Raw genomic sequence first — 15,017 nt, forward strand, 5'->3', positions numbered from 1 at the left:
ACCGACACGGCATTCAGTTGGTGGGTCCAAAGTGAACGCATCGAGAAATACTGCCGAACTGGAGCGGCGGAGCAACATCCGCTATCGACCCTAAGCGGTCGGCGGTCGGTCATCGCCATGCAGCGGCTCGCCTGGTTGAAGGGAAGCAGCCTTCACTCGCTTAGCTTCACGCCAGAAAACGAGTGCGCCAGCACCCATCAGCGCCAGTTGCACCAACTGCCAGAACAGACCGATGTGACCCGCGAAATTTAACAGTGCGAGCGCGGCGCCTGGGATGGAAAACGCGAGCGCCAACAAGCTGCGGCTCCGGCGGAAATGCGCATTCGACCCTTCAGGCATATTGCCAAGCTAACGCGACAGTTGGCTGAGGCAAGGTCGCCTTTCCACCCATCCCTGACGTTTCTGACGTCCGCTGACGGGTGGCCTTCATTGGGCAATGTCAGGCCCCCTGCGGTTGCGACGAATTCGCATCTTCGACAGCCTTAGCTTGGATTCGGGCCAGTCTTAAGCTGGCCCGACAGACATGTCGGGGCAACTTAAGCGTGACCGGCTATGCCGCTGAAAACAGGCAACCACTTTGGGTCGCCCACTTGGTGTTCCAACCTAAGGCTGGCCGAATCGGGAGCCTTCCAACCTAAGCCTGCCCTGAAGCAGACGTGCCGATCGTCAGAGAAGGGTGGTTAGGAGACCTAGGAAGCGCGAGAACCGCGCCAACGTCGAACTGCTGCACCCGCGATGGCGCCAGCGGCGCCACTCGGCAGTCCAAGCACCAGAGCTAGTGGCAGAAGGACGTCGGGCAAGTAGGTCAGTGACCACTCCGGGCGGCCGCCAAACGGATAGCTCGCCAGCGTCGGCAGCAAGAGCACGGCCAACCCTGCTCCCCACCAACCACGCCGTCCGAGAGACGCGACGATCCCAGCGCAGGCCAGGAAAGTGAGCGTCAGCGCGAGATAGGCAGCGAGATGATGCTTCGTGATGGAAGCGGGGTCGACGGCATAGACTTCCATAGCCCTACCTTATGGAACATGGGGGAGTCCGCAACGGGTCGGTTGCGGTCGAAGTCCTGTGGTCCATGTGCAGACCCGTCATTGAGTCCGCTTTCGGGGCGGAGGCCAATGTCTCCAAGTGGCACATTCGCGACCTGGCTGTCCGAATGCCCCCGCGTATGCACATCGCACGCTACTCGCCGCCGAGAAGCATACTCGGACGCTGGAAGAGATTCATCTTCCGCTCAATGGCGCTTGTGAACAGCCTGCGAGCGCGCCGGCAAAACTTTACAGAGTATGTAGCTCTTTTCCAGCGGGCCCACCCAAAGGTCGGAACGGCCAGAAGCCACCAGCTTTGAACTGGTGACAGGTTGGGCCTATTTCGGCTTGTGGCAGTGATATTCGCCAGTTTGGCTATTGGTGTGGCACCCGTAGGCATCTGTGCCGCCCGAGTGGCCGATTGTCGGCTTCGTTGCCGGTTTGACCGGAGCAGCCTTGGGAGGCGTCGCCGGCTGGGATTTAGGCGGTGCGTCGTGCGCGAAAGCGGCGGACGCGATCAACGACATGGCCACTACGATTGCAATTTTCATTTTGAGTCCCCCCGTCAGCAAAATACCGACAATGCAATCGTAGCCGTAGCGCAGGCCTATCACAACCTTGCCGAGATCAGACCGACGAGTTCTGTGCTCGCGGGCCGATCCCTAGTGGGATTGGTCGTCGGGCGCGTCTTTGTCATCGCCGACGACCTTCATAGCAGCTTCGAGCGCCATGCGCCTCCTTCGTTCAAGCTTGTCTGTAAGCCACCGATAGACGTCGTGGCCGCCTTCGTCTGCTTGTAGGCCAGGAGCCATTGTCTCCTCCGGGCGCCAGGTGGTCATTCCGCCGATGACTAAGCCGTCAGCCAAGGAGCCGACTTCCCAGACGTCGCTCTTCTGAGGGGCGATGAGAGCATCTGGGAGACGAATTCTTGGCGTTTCTGTTGAAGGTCAGGGGCCGGTTTGACGTCCCCCAGTGACCGAGTTCCTGAAGCGGATTCACTTTCCGTTCGCCTAGGTGGGGCTTGGTGAGCGTGGGCGCAGGGCGATGCTCGCCAATGCAAACCCAACCAGTTCCAGAGAAGGCGATGTTCTACAAATTCATGGGCGGTGTCGATGAGGCGGCCTTGCTCGACATCTTCGAAAAGGCCGTGGTCGGCGGCTCGTTCAAATTCGGGGCCGCATGGGCCTTCAACGACCCCTTCGAGTTCAAGTTCAACGCCCTTCCGCCGTCCTCTCGCGAGGCCTTCGAAGCATGGCATCGCAAGCACGCGCCAGAGCGAACCCCGCAAGAGCTGGAGAATGCCTGGGCGTCTTTTCAGGGGCCTACTGCGCATTGGAACACCGAGCTAGCACCCCGAATCGAGGCGCTCAGCAACTTCTATGTCCTCTGCCTGGCGCAGCGCTGGGATAGCCACCTAATGTGGGGCCACTACACGAACTCGCATCGCGGCTTCGTAATCTGCTACAAGCCTGAGCTCCAGGACGTTCTGCGGGCCATGCCGGAGCATGTGGGCGACGGAAACGTGGTCTACGCCGAAGAGGCGCCGGCGCTGCGATGGTTTGACGACGCCCCGGAAGCCATGTGCCAGATCCTGTCCACCAAGCCGAGCGAATGGGCCTACGAACGCGAATGCAGGTTTGTGAACAGCGGGCCGCCTGGCTGGCCTGCGCTGTTCTCCGCAGTTGATCCGCAGCTCATCGACGGCGTGATCCTCGGGGTTCGCGCGCCGGAAGGTCTGATCAAGGCTGCCTGCCGGCTGCGGGCCGAGCGCCCAGGCTTCAAGGTCGAACAGGTCACGTCTGAGCGCGCGAGCTATGCCCTCGTCTCGCATGCGGTGAACGACAAGGTCCGCTCGATCGGCGAAATCTTGTGAGGCTGGCGGGGCCTGGAGCCTCGTCCAGATACGGTGCCATTCGGTGACCGGCTTAGCCGAGAGGCTTTTCCGCGCCGGCGAGAACATGCGCTTTCACCTGCCGCCCCTGGTGCTCAACGATATCATTGTGCCTGGCGTCGGGGCAATTTGGTGAAGCTAGGCGCAGAGTTCCTCGCGCGGCATTATAGGCGCGACACGCGCAGACGTGGGATCGATCGCGTTGCGAACGTAAGAAATCTCTGGGTTTGAGCGGGGCGTTCGCTTCTGGCGGCCGCTCCGGCGCCGTCGTATCCCGCCGTCCGGTCCCGCCTCCGACGCGACCGGCTGCGGCGGCGAGATTTCGATCCTTTGAGAAAGCCCGATCAGCGGGAGCGACGGACTTGCCGCCCATGCTCGCGATTTCGCGACGTCGTTCCGGAGAGAGCCGTGCGGATCCTCGCCCCTTGCTCGCGCCAGACGCCGATCTTCTGTTGGCCGCCTTGCGGCCGGCGGCGGTCGGCGCGAAGCCTTCGCCCCCCAGTCCGTGTCCGTAAGATCGCGCGAGGCCAAGAGCGACCAGGACGTGAAAGTCACCGCGACGTTCCGGCGTAGGCGCCAACGCGCAGCCTCTCTCAATCTGTGCGACGTCGGCCAAAGCAGCCCGTTGGGATGTCGTGAGCTTGTCGACGGTCAAAGGCGGAGTTCCATGCTCAATCTCCAAGACCGCTCGGCCGGAGAATATGTCGGCTGGCGGCGGAAAGCCTACGGCGATGACAGGCGTTCAAGCCGATGAGGTCAAGCGCTGACCTGATTGCGCCAAGGCGAAGCAAAGCCATGCGGGCGCTCGCGCCAACCACGCTTCACGCGGCGCCCGGCTCGTCGGGCTTGTCGGCGCCGAGCCAGTTCTTGGCGTCCTCGCTGCGCTGTGCGAACTCGCGCTCCAGGTCGTCGAACATCCGCCTTGTCGCGGCGATGAACCGGGCGACCTCGATGCGGGCGATGTCGTCGCCCAGCCGCTCATTGAAGCGCTGGGCCCCGGCGATCAGGACGGTGAGCAGCTTGTTGTCCATCGTGCGGGCGGCGAAGGCGGGCGCGCCGATCAGCACCGCCGTCAGGATGGCGTGAGGGTCGCTGTCGGTAGCCTGGGCGAAGCGTCGGATGCGGTCGACGTCAATGTGCGCGCAGCCGCTCTCGAAGTCATCCGTGCTTCGCCGAGCAGTTTCAGGGTGGCCTGGACCGAGCGACGCTATGTGGATGGCGCATTGGTCGCGACCGAGCGTTGGACGGCCATTCTCGGCGTGACCATCCAGTCCCCAAGGACCCCTGAGCAACTGCGGCGCAATCCCCTCGGCGTCTTCGTCAATTCGCTCGACTGGTCGCGGGAGCTCGGCTGATGCGCCCACAGACAATACTTCTGGCCATGATGGCGCCGACAGCCGCCGCAGCGGCCCCCCTGGCCGAACTCGGCCGTGCGAATGAAATCGCGCGGGTCGAGCCGCGGCGCGACGCCTTTGCCAACGCGGTCCAGGTCTTCAGCTATTCCGAGGGTGCGCTCTTCCAGATCTACGCCGCGCCGGGACAGGTGACTGATCTGGCGCTGCAGCCCGGCGAGCGTCTTGTCGGCGAGGGCGCGCTCGCGGCCGGCGACACCGTCCGGTGGGTTATCGGCGAGACACATAGCGGCGCGGGCGCCGACGAGCGGAGCCATATCCTCCTGAAGCCGGTGGCGGCTGGTCTCAGCACCAACCTCGTCATCAACACCGATCGCCGCACTTACCATCTTGAGCTCCGTTCGACCCGCGGTCCGTATCTCGCGGTGGTGCGGTGGCGCTATCCGCTGGAGGAGGCCAGGGCGGCGCAGCTGGCGCGCGCGGCCGACGCCGAACGTCGGCAGGCTCTGGCGGTTGCATCAGGGCCGCCGCCGGCTCTCAACTTCGCGTATCGGATCCTGGGGCGCGCCAGTTGGCGTCCGGTGCGGGTCTACGACGACGGGCGTCAGACCTTCATCGAATTTTCGGCCGACATAGCCCGTGATGACCTGCCGCCGCTGTTTCTCAAAGGCGTGAGCGGGGAACTTGAGCTCACCAACTACCGTGTCCAGGGCGCGCGCATCATCGTCGACCGGCTGTTCGCGGAAGCGGAGTTGCGGCTGCGGCACGGGCGTGGAGCGACGGTGGTGCGGCTCCTTCGCTCTGGAGGCGGCGCATGAGCGACGTCGGAGCGACGGCCGCGTCGTCGGCGGATCTGCGGCTGAGAGCGGCGCCTGGGCCGGTGGTGCGCCTATCACGCCGGGTCATCCTGATGACCGCGGGCGGCGGGGCGGTCTTTGTATTCTGCGCCGCCGCACTCGCCATGACCTACCGCCCCAGCTCTGGCGAGACGCGGGCCGAGCTTGTGGTCGGCGGCCCGCCGCCGGAGGCCATCCGCCTGTTGCCCGCAGACTATCGCCATCCAAAGCTCGGCGACCCATTGCCGGGCGATCTCGGACCCTCGATGCTCGCGGCGGCTGAAGAACCGCCCTCCCAAACCGCCAAGGCGCCTCCATCGGCGGTCCCAGCCGTGGCGGAAGCCGATGCGGCGAGACGCAGCCCTCTCTTCCTCGATCATGGCGAGCGACGGCCCTCCGTCGGCTTGCCGCTCCACGGCTCTGCGGCCGCGGGCGAGCCCGCTGCGGGGCCGCCGAAACCTGGTCCGACATCTCCAGCGCGCTTGAGGGAGCCTGTATCGCCCTACATTGTCCAGGCTGGGGCGGTCATCCCCGCGGCGATGGTCACTGGACTGCGGTCCGATCTACCCGGCCAGGCCATCGCTCAGGTGACTCAGCCGGTATTCGATACGCCGACAGGGCAAATCCTTCTGATCCCACAGGGCGCCCGACTGATCGGGTCTTACGACGCTCGCCTGACATTCGCTCAGCGGCGGATTCTGCTCTCCTGGACGCGCTTGATGCTGCCTAACGGCAAGACGCTCGATCTTGAGGCCCTGCCTGCGGGGGACGCGGCCGGGCAGGCCGGGCTGGAGGATCGGGTCGATCACCGTTGGTCGACGCTGCTTGGAACCGCGGGTCTGTCGACGCTTCTGTCGATCGGCGCCGAAATCGGCGCCGACGATGACGACGAACTCACGCGGGCGATCCGGCGCGGAGCGGTCGGCGCGTTCAATCAGGCGGGGCGGCACGCCGTCGAGAAGGGGCTGTCAGTCTCGCCGATCCTGACAATTCGGCCGGGCGCGCAGGTCCGCGCGCTCGTGACCCACGATCTCTTGCTTGAGCGCTATGAGGAGCAAACGCCATGGCCGAAACCCTGAAGCTCGCGGGGCTGCTGGACGATACGCCGGTCAAGCTCGCCATCGAACTGCCCGCGGCGGTTCACCGCGACCTTGTCGCCTATTGCGACGCCATGGCGAGAGAAGGCGGCCGCGCGATCGAGCCGGCGAAACTGGCTCCGGTCATGCTTTCGCGCTTTATGGCGACGGATCGTGCGTTTGCTCGCCTGAAACGCGGACGATGACGCGCTGAAATGGTGAGCCTGGCGAGCTCGGCCCAAGGCCAATGCCAGATGAGGTTGTCGGCAGCGAAGGGTTCATCGCGGCCCCTTCGGATGGATGCACAATGAGGGTTTTTCATCGCGCTTGATGACTTTCTCAGCGAACCCGCAGCCCATTCATAAGCAGGTCGGTGAGACTGGCGGCCATCGCTGCGCCTTCGGCGGCGACGTGTCCGACCGCGCCGCGGGCCACCCAGGCCGAAGCGCCTGCCAGGGCCAGCATGGTGGCGCGGTTGTCGACGGGCCGTAGCGATCCGTCTTCTAGGCCCTGGGCGAAAAGAAGTTCGTAGGCGTTCTGCAAGTTCAGGGAGGCCGCCGTCGCGGTCTGGCGCTGCTTGGCATCCAGGCCTGGAAGACCGGAGAAGACCCGCAGCGGCGCGATGGCGGGATAGAGGCTCGCCATGACGCTGGCGTGGATGCCGGCGGCCATGGCCTGAGCCGCGGTTGGTCCCGCAGCGTGGGCGAGATCGGCGATGCCGCGGAAGATGCGATAGCCCCGCAGCTGCGCTTCGGAGATGAGCGTCAGCTTGTCCTTGAAATGGTTGAGCACTGTGCGTTTGGAGACTCCGACCGCCTGGGCGATATCGTCGATCGAAGTGGTTTCCAGCCCGCGCTCGTTGAACAGCCGCGACGCCGCGGCCAGGATCGCGTCCCGGCGCGCGGCGGTCAGAGAGGATCTGTCAAACGCCTCGGTCATACGCGGGGTGAGGCGGGACAGGTCGAGCTCGGAGGGAGCAGGGATCGGCGCGGCCGCCAGGCCGTTCAGCATCATCTGGCTTGCAGCGCGCAGCAGCCGGTCACCCGGGAGGCTCGCCTCCTCCGACAGCCAGCGCGGTCCGAGCTTCAGCCAGTAGACCAGGCTGAGCAAGGCGCGGGCGGCGACGAGGCGGTCGAGATCGCGCATTTGGCCCACGCGGGCCCCCAGGGCTAGAATCCGGGCGATCTTGCCCTCGACGATCCCGACCCGCCCGAGGACGATGCGGGCGTCCTCCTCACGCAGGTAGCCGATTTCGCTGAGGGCGGTGATCGGCGGCAGGGCAGGGTCGAGTACGCTTCGGACGAAGTGGTCCAGGACCTCCAAGGGATCGCGGCCCGTTTCGGTCGCGGCGTCGAGCCGCTGCTCCATGATCTCGCAGGCGCGCAGGTAGCAGCGGAACACCAGATCCGGACGGTCCTCGACGTAGCCGTAGAGCGCTGCGCGCGTCAGGCCGAGATTGGCGGCGAGTTGTTCCAGCAGATCGCCGGTCACGCCGACCTCGTTCAGCAGGCGGGCCGCCTCGTCGAGCACGCGTTCGCGCCGGCCGTCGTCGCGGACGGCCCTGGCGACTGACGCGTCGTGCGGCGGCTTCCCCATCGTTTCTTCCTAAGCGGCGCAGCGGCGGTTTGCCATCACGCATTGACAATGAATAACAGAGAGGTGAAATAGATTCACCAATATGTAAGTTTCGGGAAAAGCCGAAGCGGGGGGAAACAATGACGAGGCTGAAGAGGCTGGCGGCGGGAACCGCCATGGCGGCGGCTCTGGCGGGCGGCGACAGCGCCTGGGCGCAGCAGGGCGGCGTGATGATCGAGGAACTGATCGTCACCGCGCAGAAGCGCGAAGAGTCCATCCAAGATGTGGCCGGCGCAGTCGCCGCGATGGGCGCGGCCGACATCGCAGAACGCGGAGTGCGCACGGTTCAGGACCTGCAGTTCCAGATGCCGAACTTCCAGGCCGGGACCTCGGCCTCGTCGACCATCATCTTCATCCGCGGCGTTGGCCAGAGCGTCGGCCAGCCCGGGGTGGCGACCCACGTCGACGGCGTCTACCTGTCGCGGCCGCACCTGGTGGCTCTTCCCCAGTACGATCTGGAGCGGATCGAAGTGCTTCGCGGCCCGCAGGGCACGCTCTACGGCCGCAACGCGACCGCTGGAGCGGTCAATTTCATCACCCGCGCTCCCGGCTCGCAGTTCGAAGGCTACGGCCAGGTCGCCTATGGCAACTATGATGAGCTGCGGCTGCAAGGGGCGGTCGACCTGCCGCTCGGCGAGCGGGTGCGCAGCCGGGTCTCGCTGGACTATCGCGACCTGGGGGAAGGCTTCGTCGAGAATGTCGTGCCGGGCAATCCCGACATCGGCGCGGCCAAGACGCTGTCGGGTCGCCTCCGCACCCAGTTCGACATCGCCGAGGACGGCGTGCTGGATCTGGTGATCTGGGGGGCGCACACCGAAGGCTCTGGCGACTACATCGTCCTGAACAACCAGCCGACGCCTCTGGCGGTGGCCAACAATCCCTATCTGGCCGGCGCGATCGTGCCTTTGGAACCGAACCGCACCAGCGCCAACCGCCCGAGCGAGCGCGACTCCACCGCCTATGGTGCGACCGCGACGCTGAGCTGGAACCTCGGCGAGGCGACTCTGCGCTCGGTCACCGGCTACTATTGGTTCGACTACACGAACAGCTTCGACGCTGACGGCACCAACCTAGACGCCACCCCGCTGAGCAACTGGTACAAGTCGCGCACCTTCACCCAGGAGTTCAACCTGTCGGGCAAGACCGGCGATCTGGACTGGCTGGCCGGCCTCTACCTCATGGACGACAAGCTCAGCAATCAGGCCCGCTACAGCTTTCCGCTCGGCCTGAACGTGCCGTCGCTGCGCTCGCAGCTGCTGCCAGGGGCCTCGCTGATCACCCAGGGCGTTCCCTATCGCACCGTGGCCTATGCGGGCTTCGCCGACGGCACCTACAACGTCTCCGACCGGCTGCGCGTGATCGCTGGAGCCCGCTACTCGCGCGAGGAGCAGGACAACTTCCAGACCAACCAGAACGGCCCGCTGAGTACGCCGCTCGGGGAGTTCCCGGTGTTCACCAGCTGTCTGAACCGCTACGTGCCGCTGGAATTCGAGGCCTTCACTCCGCGCGGCGGCGTGCAGTACGATCTCGACGACGAGGATCGCAAGTCCGCCTATTTCACCATCTCGAAGGGCTTCAAGTCGGGCGGGCTGAACCAGTCCAGCTGCGGCAACAGCTATCAGCCCGAGAAGCTGCTGGCCTATGAGGGCGGGCTGAAGACCCGCCTGCTTGATGGGCGGCTGATCCTCAACGCGACGGCCTTCTATTACGACTACCAGGATTTCCAGATCACTCAGATCACCGGTCTGTCGGCGATGATCGTCAACGCGCCTGAAGCGACCGTCGTCGGCCTGGAGATCGAGAGCGCCTGGTCGCCGGACGAGCACTGGACGCTGAACGCCAACGCCTCGCTGCTGAAGTCGACCTATGGCGAGTTCAGCAACACCGACTCGCTGGCGCCGGCGCTGGGGATGCAGGACCTGGATGGCAACTATCTCAACTACTCGCCCAAGGCCTCGGGCAACATCGGGGTTCAGTACCGCAGCTCCCCGCAGAGCTTCGGCGTGCTGACGGCGCGGGCCGAACTCTACATGACCTCGCGGTTCTATCTGCGCGAGTTCAACCAGGACGCCGACAGCCAGCAGGGCTATGGCCGGCTCAACCTCAGCCTGATGTGGGACAGCCTGGACAAGCGGCTGAGCGCGCGGGCCTACATCACCAACGTGACCGACGAGGGCTACCTGTCGACCATGGGCGTGTCCGACAATCTTGGCGCGCGGTTCGTGAGCTGGGGCATGCCGCGCCAGTTCGGTCTAGAGCTGACGGGGAGGTTCTGATGCGGCTGCGAGTTCTGGCCGCGTGGGGCGGCGAATGCAGATGACCCGGCGTGGCGCGATCATCGCGGGCGGCGCGAGCCTGCTGGCTGGAGCGGCGGCGGCGGGACTCGACCCGCCGCCAGGCGCCGCCAACGACGCTTTTCCGGCTTTCTCGGACGCCGAGATGGCGGGCCGGCTGGCCCGGGTGCGCGAGGAGATGGGCCGGCGCGGGCTGGAGGCGGTGCTCGTCTACGGCCACACCGGCATCGGCAACAGCCCAGGCCAGGTGAACCTCCAATACCTGGCGCGGTATGCGGCGGTGGTGGAGACATATCTGCTGGTTCCGGCCGACGGGCCGCTGACCATGTTCCTGGCGGTGCCCTATCACATCCCCAATGCGCGGGAGATCTCATACGTCGACGACATCCGCTGGGGCGACGCCCTGGGCGGGGCGATCGGCGAGATCAAGGCGAAGGGCTACAAGAAGGTCGGGCTGGTCGGGCCAGGCGCGGTGGCGCACAGCGGCCCGACCCTGTTCGCCGAGGCCCGCGACAGGCTGGGAGCCGGGCTGGAAGACGTGCGGCTGGAGAACGCCACGCCCTGGTTCGACGACCTGCGCCTGATCAAGAGCGACGAGGAACTGGCGGTGATGCGCTCGGCCGGCGCCCTGACCGATCGCGCCCACGAGGAAGTCTTCGCCAAGACGCGGGCCGGCGCTACCCCTCGATCCATCCGGCGGGCGATGGACGTGTTGGCGGCGCAGAACGGGGCGACCTATCCGTTCGGCCACATCGGGGCGATCTCGATGCGTTCCCCGCAGGGCTTCTATCCGGACTTCTACCCGACCGACGCCCCGATCGCGCCAGGCTCGCTGATGATGACCGAGCTCTGCCTGGGGTACGGCAACTACTGGGCCAAGCTCTGGGGCAGCTATTTCGTCGGCGAGCCGACGCCGGAGTATCGGCGGCTGTTCGAGACCGCCGCTCGGGTTCACGACGACTTGGTGGCGGGCCTGAAGCCCGGCATGACCGGGCGGGAGGTCAACGCGTTCCTGGCCCCGATCTCCGCCGCCGGGTTCGAGCAGCCGGCCAATGTGCTGGTCGGCGGCTGGAGCGCGATGAACCACGCGCCGCAGATGGGGGCGATGGCCACCAGTCTGAGCGAGCCGTTCACGCGACCCTTCCTCGACGTGGCGCTGCGGCCCCGCCAGACCCTGACCGTGCAGGCTTGGGTCAGCGTTCCCGGCCAGCCCAAGGGTCTGTGGGTCGGCTCGTCGGGAGTGATCACCGAGAGCGGCTACGAGAGCTTCAACCGCTATCGGGTCAGCCAGCTGCGCGTGGTGCAGCCATGAGAAGGATGAGGATCATGACGGAGATCGCCGCCGCCGCGGCCGCCCTGGCGGCGGCTGGCGCCGCCGCCGCCCAGGCGCCGCCGGAGAACGTCCGCGGCAAGCTGGTGGAGCTGACGGAGCGCTCGATCTCGGTGGAGGTCGCGCCGGGCAAGCGGCTGGACATGCGTCTGGCGCCGGAGTGGAGCGTGCAGGTGATGCGGCCGATCCGGCTGGAGGACCTTAAGCCCGGTCGCTTCGTCGGGGTGATCGAGCAACCGCAGCCGGAGGGCTATGGCCTCGCCAGCGAGGTGCACATGTTCCTGCCGGGGGTGCGGATGGGCGAGGGCCAGCAGCCGTGGGACCGGCCGCCGGGCTCGACGATGACCCAGGGCGACATCGGCCCGTTGAGCGACGTCCCGCAGGGCAAGGCCTTCGAGCTGACCTATGCGGGCGGCAAGCGGAAAATCGTCGCGCCGAAGGGCGTGCCAGTGGTGCTGATCAACAACGAAGGCCGTGAGCACATCAAGGTCGGAGTCGAGGTGTTCATCCTCGCCTGGCCGGAGGCTGACGGACAGCGCCGGGTCGACGCGGTGGCGACGGGCGAGGGCGGGGCGCTGCCGCCGCTCTGAATAGACGGCTCAGTCGCGAGCGGGGCCGCAGAGCGCCTCGAAGCCGGTGCTGGTATAGGCCACGGCGTCGTCGATGGCTTCATCCATCCGCTTGCGGTCGAGGCTCGCCTTGCCCAAGCGGATCGGGGCGAGGGCCATGTGTCCGACCGCCATGGCCAGGACCTCGTAGATCTTCCTGATCGGAGCTTCTGGAAACAGGGGGGCCAGCGCCTCGGCATAGCGGGTGCGCACCGGCCCGACGGCAGTGTCGAACATGTCGGTCGCCTCGTCGCGCACGGTCACCTGCACCATCGCCAGGATGCGCGCGTAGTTGTAGCCTGCCGGCGTCGAGGCGACCTCAAGGTGCGGTGACAGATAGCTGCGCATCAGAGCCTCAAGGCGCGCGCGGCCGGTCAGGGCGGGGGAAAGATTCGCCAATCGCTTCAGCCGCTCGGCCTGGATGGCGTCGAGGAATTGGGCGATGACGGCTTGGTAGACATCGGCTTTGCTGCCGAAGTGGTAGTGGATCGTCGCGGGATTGACGCCTAGCTCGCGCTGGATCGCCCGCAGGCTGGCGCCCTGGTAACTGTGCTCGGCGAAGTGACGGGCGGCGACTTCCAGGAGCCGGGCGCGCGTGTCCGTGCGGCGCAGGTCGCCGTCCGCCTGAGCTGCGGTTGCGCTGCCTTTTCTCACCCTTCATCCTTCATATGCGCGCGCGAATCCGCGCCGACCGTCGCAGCTGACGAACGACGGCGCGCGACCATGTGTCAACCGGTTGACGGGTTATGGCGCAAAGAAATTAATCAATCGGTTGATTGACAACCTGCGGCGGCCGCATTGGTATGTGGCGACGTCAAATAAGGGGGAGCAGGTGAGGCGGGATCGGGACAGGGCGGCTGAACGGGTCGAAGCGGTGCTGCGGCGGGGGCGCGTATGACCCGCCTAGTGGACCTGACGCGGTTTCTTGATCCCGCCGATCTGGAGCGCATTCCCGAGGCGTTCCGCGGCTGGGCCGGCAATCTCGTACCCGACGTCGAGCCGATCCGTCCGTGGGGCGAGGGCGCCAAGATCATGTGCGCGGCGTTCGGTTGCGAACAGCACCATCTGCCGAACGGCGAAGGCTGGGGCGATGAGCGGCTGCGGATCACCACCCACCTGGGCACGCATGTGGATGCGCCGCTGCACTATGGCTCGACCTCGGAGGGCAAGCCGGCGCGGACTATTACCGACATTGCGCTGGAGGAGTTGTACGTCGAGGGCGTGGTTCTCGACATGCGCCGCAGCGTCCCCGGGGCGGGAATCTCGATCGAGGCGCTGCAAGGGGCGATCGACGCCCTGGGCGCTCCTATCCCCCAGGGCGGGGCGGTGCTGATCCGCACCGGCCAGGAGGCGTTCCCGATCTCCGATCCGCGCTTCTTCCACTATCCGGGCATGACTCGCGAGGGGACGCTGTTCCTGGCCGAGCAGGGCGCCAAGCTGCTGGGGACCGACGCGCTCGGCTGGGACCGGCCGTTCCACGTCATGCGCAAGGCGTTCCTGGCCACGGGCAATCCGGGAGAAATCTGGGACGGGCACTTCGCCGGTCAGGAGCGCGAGGTGTTCATTGTGCAGCAGATGGCGAATCTGGCCGATCTGCCGCCGCACGGGTTCAAGGTCGGGTTCTTTCCGCTGCGACTCGGCGGGTGCAGCGCTGCGCCCGCGCGTGTCGTCGGGTTCGTCGAGGACTGACCAACCGCCAAGGGAGCCACAAGGTGCTGTTGGAAGGACTGAACGTCGTCGAGTTGTCGACCTGGGTCGCGGGGCCGGGGTGCGCGGCGATCATGGCGGACTGGGGCGCCTCTGTGATCAAGGTCGAGAGCGCGGCCGGCGATCCGACCCGAGGCTTCTTTCCCGACACTGCCGAGAGCCCTGGCAATCCGATCTTCGCGCTGGAGAACCGCGGCAAGCGCAGCATCGTCCTGAATTTGACCCAGCCGCAGGACCGTGAGGCCATGCTGGCCCTGCTGAGGGGGGCGGACATCTTCGTCACCAACCTGCGTCCCGGCGCGCTGGCCAGGGTCGGGCTCGACTATGAGACGGTGCGGGCGCACGCGCCGCGGCTGATCTATTCCAGCATCACCGGCTATGGCCTGGAGGGGCCGGACGCCGACCTGCCGGCCTTCGACCTGACCGCCTTCTGGACGCGCAGCGGCGTGGCCGCTTCGACCATTCCGCCGGACCAGGAGCCTTTCGCCTGCCGGCCAGGCTTCGGCGACCATACGACCGGCCTGGCGACGCTGTCGGCGATCCTGGCGGCGCTGCATGAGCGGACCCAGACCGGCCGCGGGCGGCTGGTGGAGACCAGCCTGCTGCGCACGGCCGCCTATGCGATCGGCTGGGATCTCGCGATCCTGTTGCGGTACGGCGACGTCGTCACCGCCCAGCCCCGGCGCGACCGGCCGAGCCCGATCACCGGCTATTTCCGGACGGCCGACGACCAGTGGCTCTGCGTGGTGCCGCGGGGCGAGGGATGCTTTCCGGCGATGATGCGCTTCATCGGCCGGCCGGATCTGCTGGACGACCCGGCCTATGCGCAACCGATCCTCGATCTGGAGCGCGTGCGCGAGGTTCGCGCGCTGGTGGACGCAGCGATCGGGGCGCTGACCCTTGAGCAAGCAGGACGCGCGCTGACGGACGCCGATCTGATCTGGGCGCCGATGGCGCGGCTGAAGGACCTGGTCGTCGATCCCCAGGCCGAGGCGGCGGGATGTTTCGTCGAGGTCGAGGACGGCTGGCAGGGACGGTTCCGGGCGCCGGCGGCGCCGGCCCGCTTCCCGGAAGGCGCGCCTAACGTACGCGGGCCTGCCCCGCGGCTGGGCCAGCACACGCAAGAGATCCTGCGCGAGCTGAACGGCGACTGAGGCCCCGCCCCGAAGCCGAGGCGGTTGGGTATGGACGTGACGCGGGTCGCGGCATGAGCGCCGCGGCCGCGTGGCTGCTTGTGCGCGTCTACATAACATTTTGTTTTTA

General features: G+C 66.5%; 14 protein-coding genes and 1 pseudogene. 11 read left to right on the top strand and 4 right to left on the bottom strand.

Going from position 1 to position 15,017, the window contains the following annotated elements:
* Positions 1 to 252, top strand: a 252-nt coding sequence (locus tag RTL41_RS19050; RefSeq protein ID WP_312166762.1) for a hypothetical protein, incomplete at its 5' end; no start/stop codon positions are given.
* 1,111 nt (positions 253 to 1,363) lie between these two features.
* Here RTL41_RS19050 and RTL41_RS20915 read toward each other — a convergent pair.
* Positions 1,364 to 1,576: a YHYH domain-containing protein gene (locus RTL41_RS20915; RefSeq protein ID WP_409418353.1), complete on the bottom strand. Its 213-nt coding sequence runs from the start codon at positions 1,574 to 1,576 to the stop codon at positions 1,364 to 1,366.
* Positions 1,577 to 2,109: 533 nt separating this feature from the next.
* Here RTL41_RS20915 and RTL41_RS19055 point away from each other — a divergent pair.
* Positions 2,110 to 2,898: a DUF2971 domain-containing protein gene (locus RTL41_RS19055; protein ID WP_312166763.1), complete on the top strand. Its 789-nt coding sequence runs from the start codon at positions 2,110 to 2,112 to the stop codon at positions 2,896 to 2,898.
* Positions 2,899 to 3,737: 839 nt separating this feature from the next.
* Here RTL41_RS19055 and RTL41_RS19065 read toward each other — a convergent pair.
* A complete protein-coding gene (locus RTL41_RS19065) occupies positions 3,738 to 3,983 on the bottom strand; it encodes a hypothetical protein (protein WP_312166764.1) in 246 nt (81 codons plus the stop codon).
* A 36-nt stretch (positions 3,984 to 4,019) separates the two neighbouring features.
* Here RTL41_RS19065 and RTL41_RS19070 point away from each other — a divergent pair.
* The 4 genes and pseudogenes from RTL41_RS19070 to RTL41_RS19085 form a co-directional block, all read left to right on the top strand.
* Positions 4,020 to 4,271: pseudogene (locus tag RTL41_RS19070) on the top strand (VirB8/TrbF family protein); the annotation flags it as partial.
* A complete protein-coding gene (gene trbG, locus RTL41_RS19075) occupies positions 4,271 to 5,086 on the top strand; it encodes a P-type conjugative transfer protein TrbG (protein WP_312166765.1) in 816 nt (271 codons plus the stop codon). The pseudogene RTL41_RS19070 and the gene trbG, both read left to right, overlap by 1 nt.
* Complete coding sequence (locus tag RTL41_RS19080; RefSeq protein WP_312166767.1) at positions 5,083 to 6,183, top strand: TrbI/VirB10 family protein; 1,101 nt, start codon at positions 5,083 to 5,085, stop codon at positions 6,181 to 6,183. The genes trbG and RTL41_RS19080 overlap by 4 nt, the downstream gene beginning before the upstream one ends.
* Positions 6,168 to 6,386, top strand: a complete 219-nt coding sequence (locus RTL41_RS19085) for a DUF2274 domain-containing protein (protein ID WP_312166768.1) — start codon at positions 6,168 to 6,170, stop codon at positions 6,384 to 6,386. Before RTL41_RS19080 ends, RTL41_RS19085 begins: the two co-directional genes overlap by 16 nt.
* A 133-nt stretch (positions 6,387 to 6,519) precedes the next feature.
* Here the strand turns inward: RTL41_RS19085 and RTL41_RS19090 are convergent, their stop codons facing one another.
* Positions 6,520 to 7,776, bottom strand: coding sequence for a TetR/AcrR family transcriptional regulator (locus tag RTL41_RS19090; RefSeq protein WP_312166770.1), 1,257 nt, complete (start codon positions 7,774 to 7,776; stop codon positions 6,520 to 6,522).
* Positions 7,777 to 7,895: 119 nt separating this feature from the next.
* Here RTL41_RS19090 and RTL41_RS19095 point away from each other — a divergent pair, with 119 nt between their 5' ends.
* Genes RTL41_RS19095 through RTL41_RS19105 form a run of 3 tightly spaced genes read left to right on the top strand, consistent with a single transcriptional unit; the run spans position 7,896 to position 12,029 of the window.
* Entirely contained in the window at positions 7,896 to 10,091 is a 2,196-nt protein-coding gene (locus RTL41_RS19095) for a TonB-dependent receptor domain-containing protein (RefSeq protein WP_312166771.1), read from the top strand.
* Between the two features lie 40 nt (positions 10,092 to 10,131).
* On the top strand, positions 10,132 to 11,421 hold the full coding sequence (locus RTL41_RS19100; RefSeq protein ID WP_312166773.1) for a M24 family metallopeptidase: 1,290 nt from the start codon (positions 10,132 to 10,134) through the stop codon (positions 11,419 to 11,421).
* A 14-nt stretch (positions 11,422 to 11,435) separates the two neighbouring features.
* Entirely contained in the window at positions 11,436 to 12,029 is a 594-nt protein-coding gene (locus RTL41_RS19105) for a hypothetical protein (protein WP_312166775.1), read from the top strand.
* 9 nt (positions 12,030 to 12,038) lie between these two features.
* Here the strand turns inward: RTL41_RS19105 and RTL41_RS19110 are convergent, their stop codons facing one another.
* A complete protein-coding gene (locus RTL41_RS19110; protein WP_312166776.1) occupies positions 12,039 to 12,701 on the bottom strand; it encodes a TetR family transcriptional regulator in 663 nt (220 codons plus the stop codon).
* A gap of 240 nt (positions 12,702 to 12,941) precedes the next feature.
* On the opposite strand from RTL41_RS19110, the gene RTL41_RS19115 reads away from it, so the two are divergent.
* Together RTL41_RS19115 and RTL41_RS19120 are read left to right on the top strand one after the other, a co-directional pair.
* Entirely contained in the window at positions 12,942 to 13,736 is a 795-nt protein-coding gene (locus tag RTL41_RS19115; protein WP_312166777.1) for a cyclase family protein, read from the top strand.
* Positions 13,737 to 13,759: 23 nt separating this feature from the next.
* Entirely contained in the window at positions 13,760 to 14,908 is a 1,149-nt protein-coding gene (locus RTL41_RS19120; protein ID WP_312166778.1) for a CoA transferase, read from the top strand.
* Positions 14,909 to 15,017 lie beyond the last annotated feature (109 nt).

Origin of the sequence: Phenylobacterium sp., assembly GCF_031984885.1 — a bacterium.
Taxonomy (GTDB): Bacteria; Pseudomonadota; Alphaproteobacteria; order Caulobacterales; family Caulobacteraceae; genus Phenylobacterium.

Coding starts and splice junctions, on each gene's coding strand:
- RTL41_RS20915 (WP_409418353.1), bottom strand. CDS start 1,576: ATGAAAATTGCAATCGTAGTGGCCATGTCGTTGATCGCGTCCGCCGCT.
- RTL41_RS19055 (WP_312166763.1), top strand. CDS start 2,110: ATGTTCTACAAATTCATGGGCGGTGTCGATGAGGCGGCCTTGCTCGAC.
- trbG (WP_312166765.1), top strand. CDS start 4,271: ATGCGCCCACAGACAATACTTCTGGCCATGATGGCGCCGACAGCCGCC.
- RTL41_RS19080 (WP_312166767.1), top strand. CDS start 5,083: ATGAGCGACGTCGGAGCGACGGCCGCGTCGTCGGCGGATCTGCGGCTG.
- RTL41_RS19085 (WP_312166768.1), top strand. CDS start 6,168: ATGGCCGAAACCCTGAAGCTCGCGGGGCTGCTGGACGATACGCCGGTC.
- RTL41_RS19090 (WP_312166770.1), bottom strand. CDS start 7,776: ATGGGGAAGCCGCCGCACGACGCGTCAGTCGCCAGGGCCGTCCGCGAC.
- RTL41_RS19095 (WP_312166771.1), top strand. CDS start 7,896: ATGACGAGGCTGAAGAGGCTGGCGGCGGGAACCGCCATGGCGGCGGCT.
- RTL41_RS19100 (WP_312166773.1), top strand. CDS start 10,132: ATGACCCGGCGTGGCGCGATCATCGCGGGCGGCGCGAGCCTGCTGGCT.
- RTL41_RS19105 (WP_312166775.1), top strand. CDS start 11,436: ATGACGGAGATCGCCGCCGCCGCGGCCGCCCTGGCGGCGGCTGGCGCC.
- RTL41_RS19115 (WP_312166777.1), top strand. CDS start 12,942: ATGACCCGCCTAGTGGACCTGACGCGGTTTCTTGATCCCGCCGATCTG.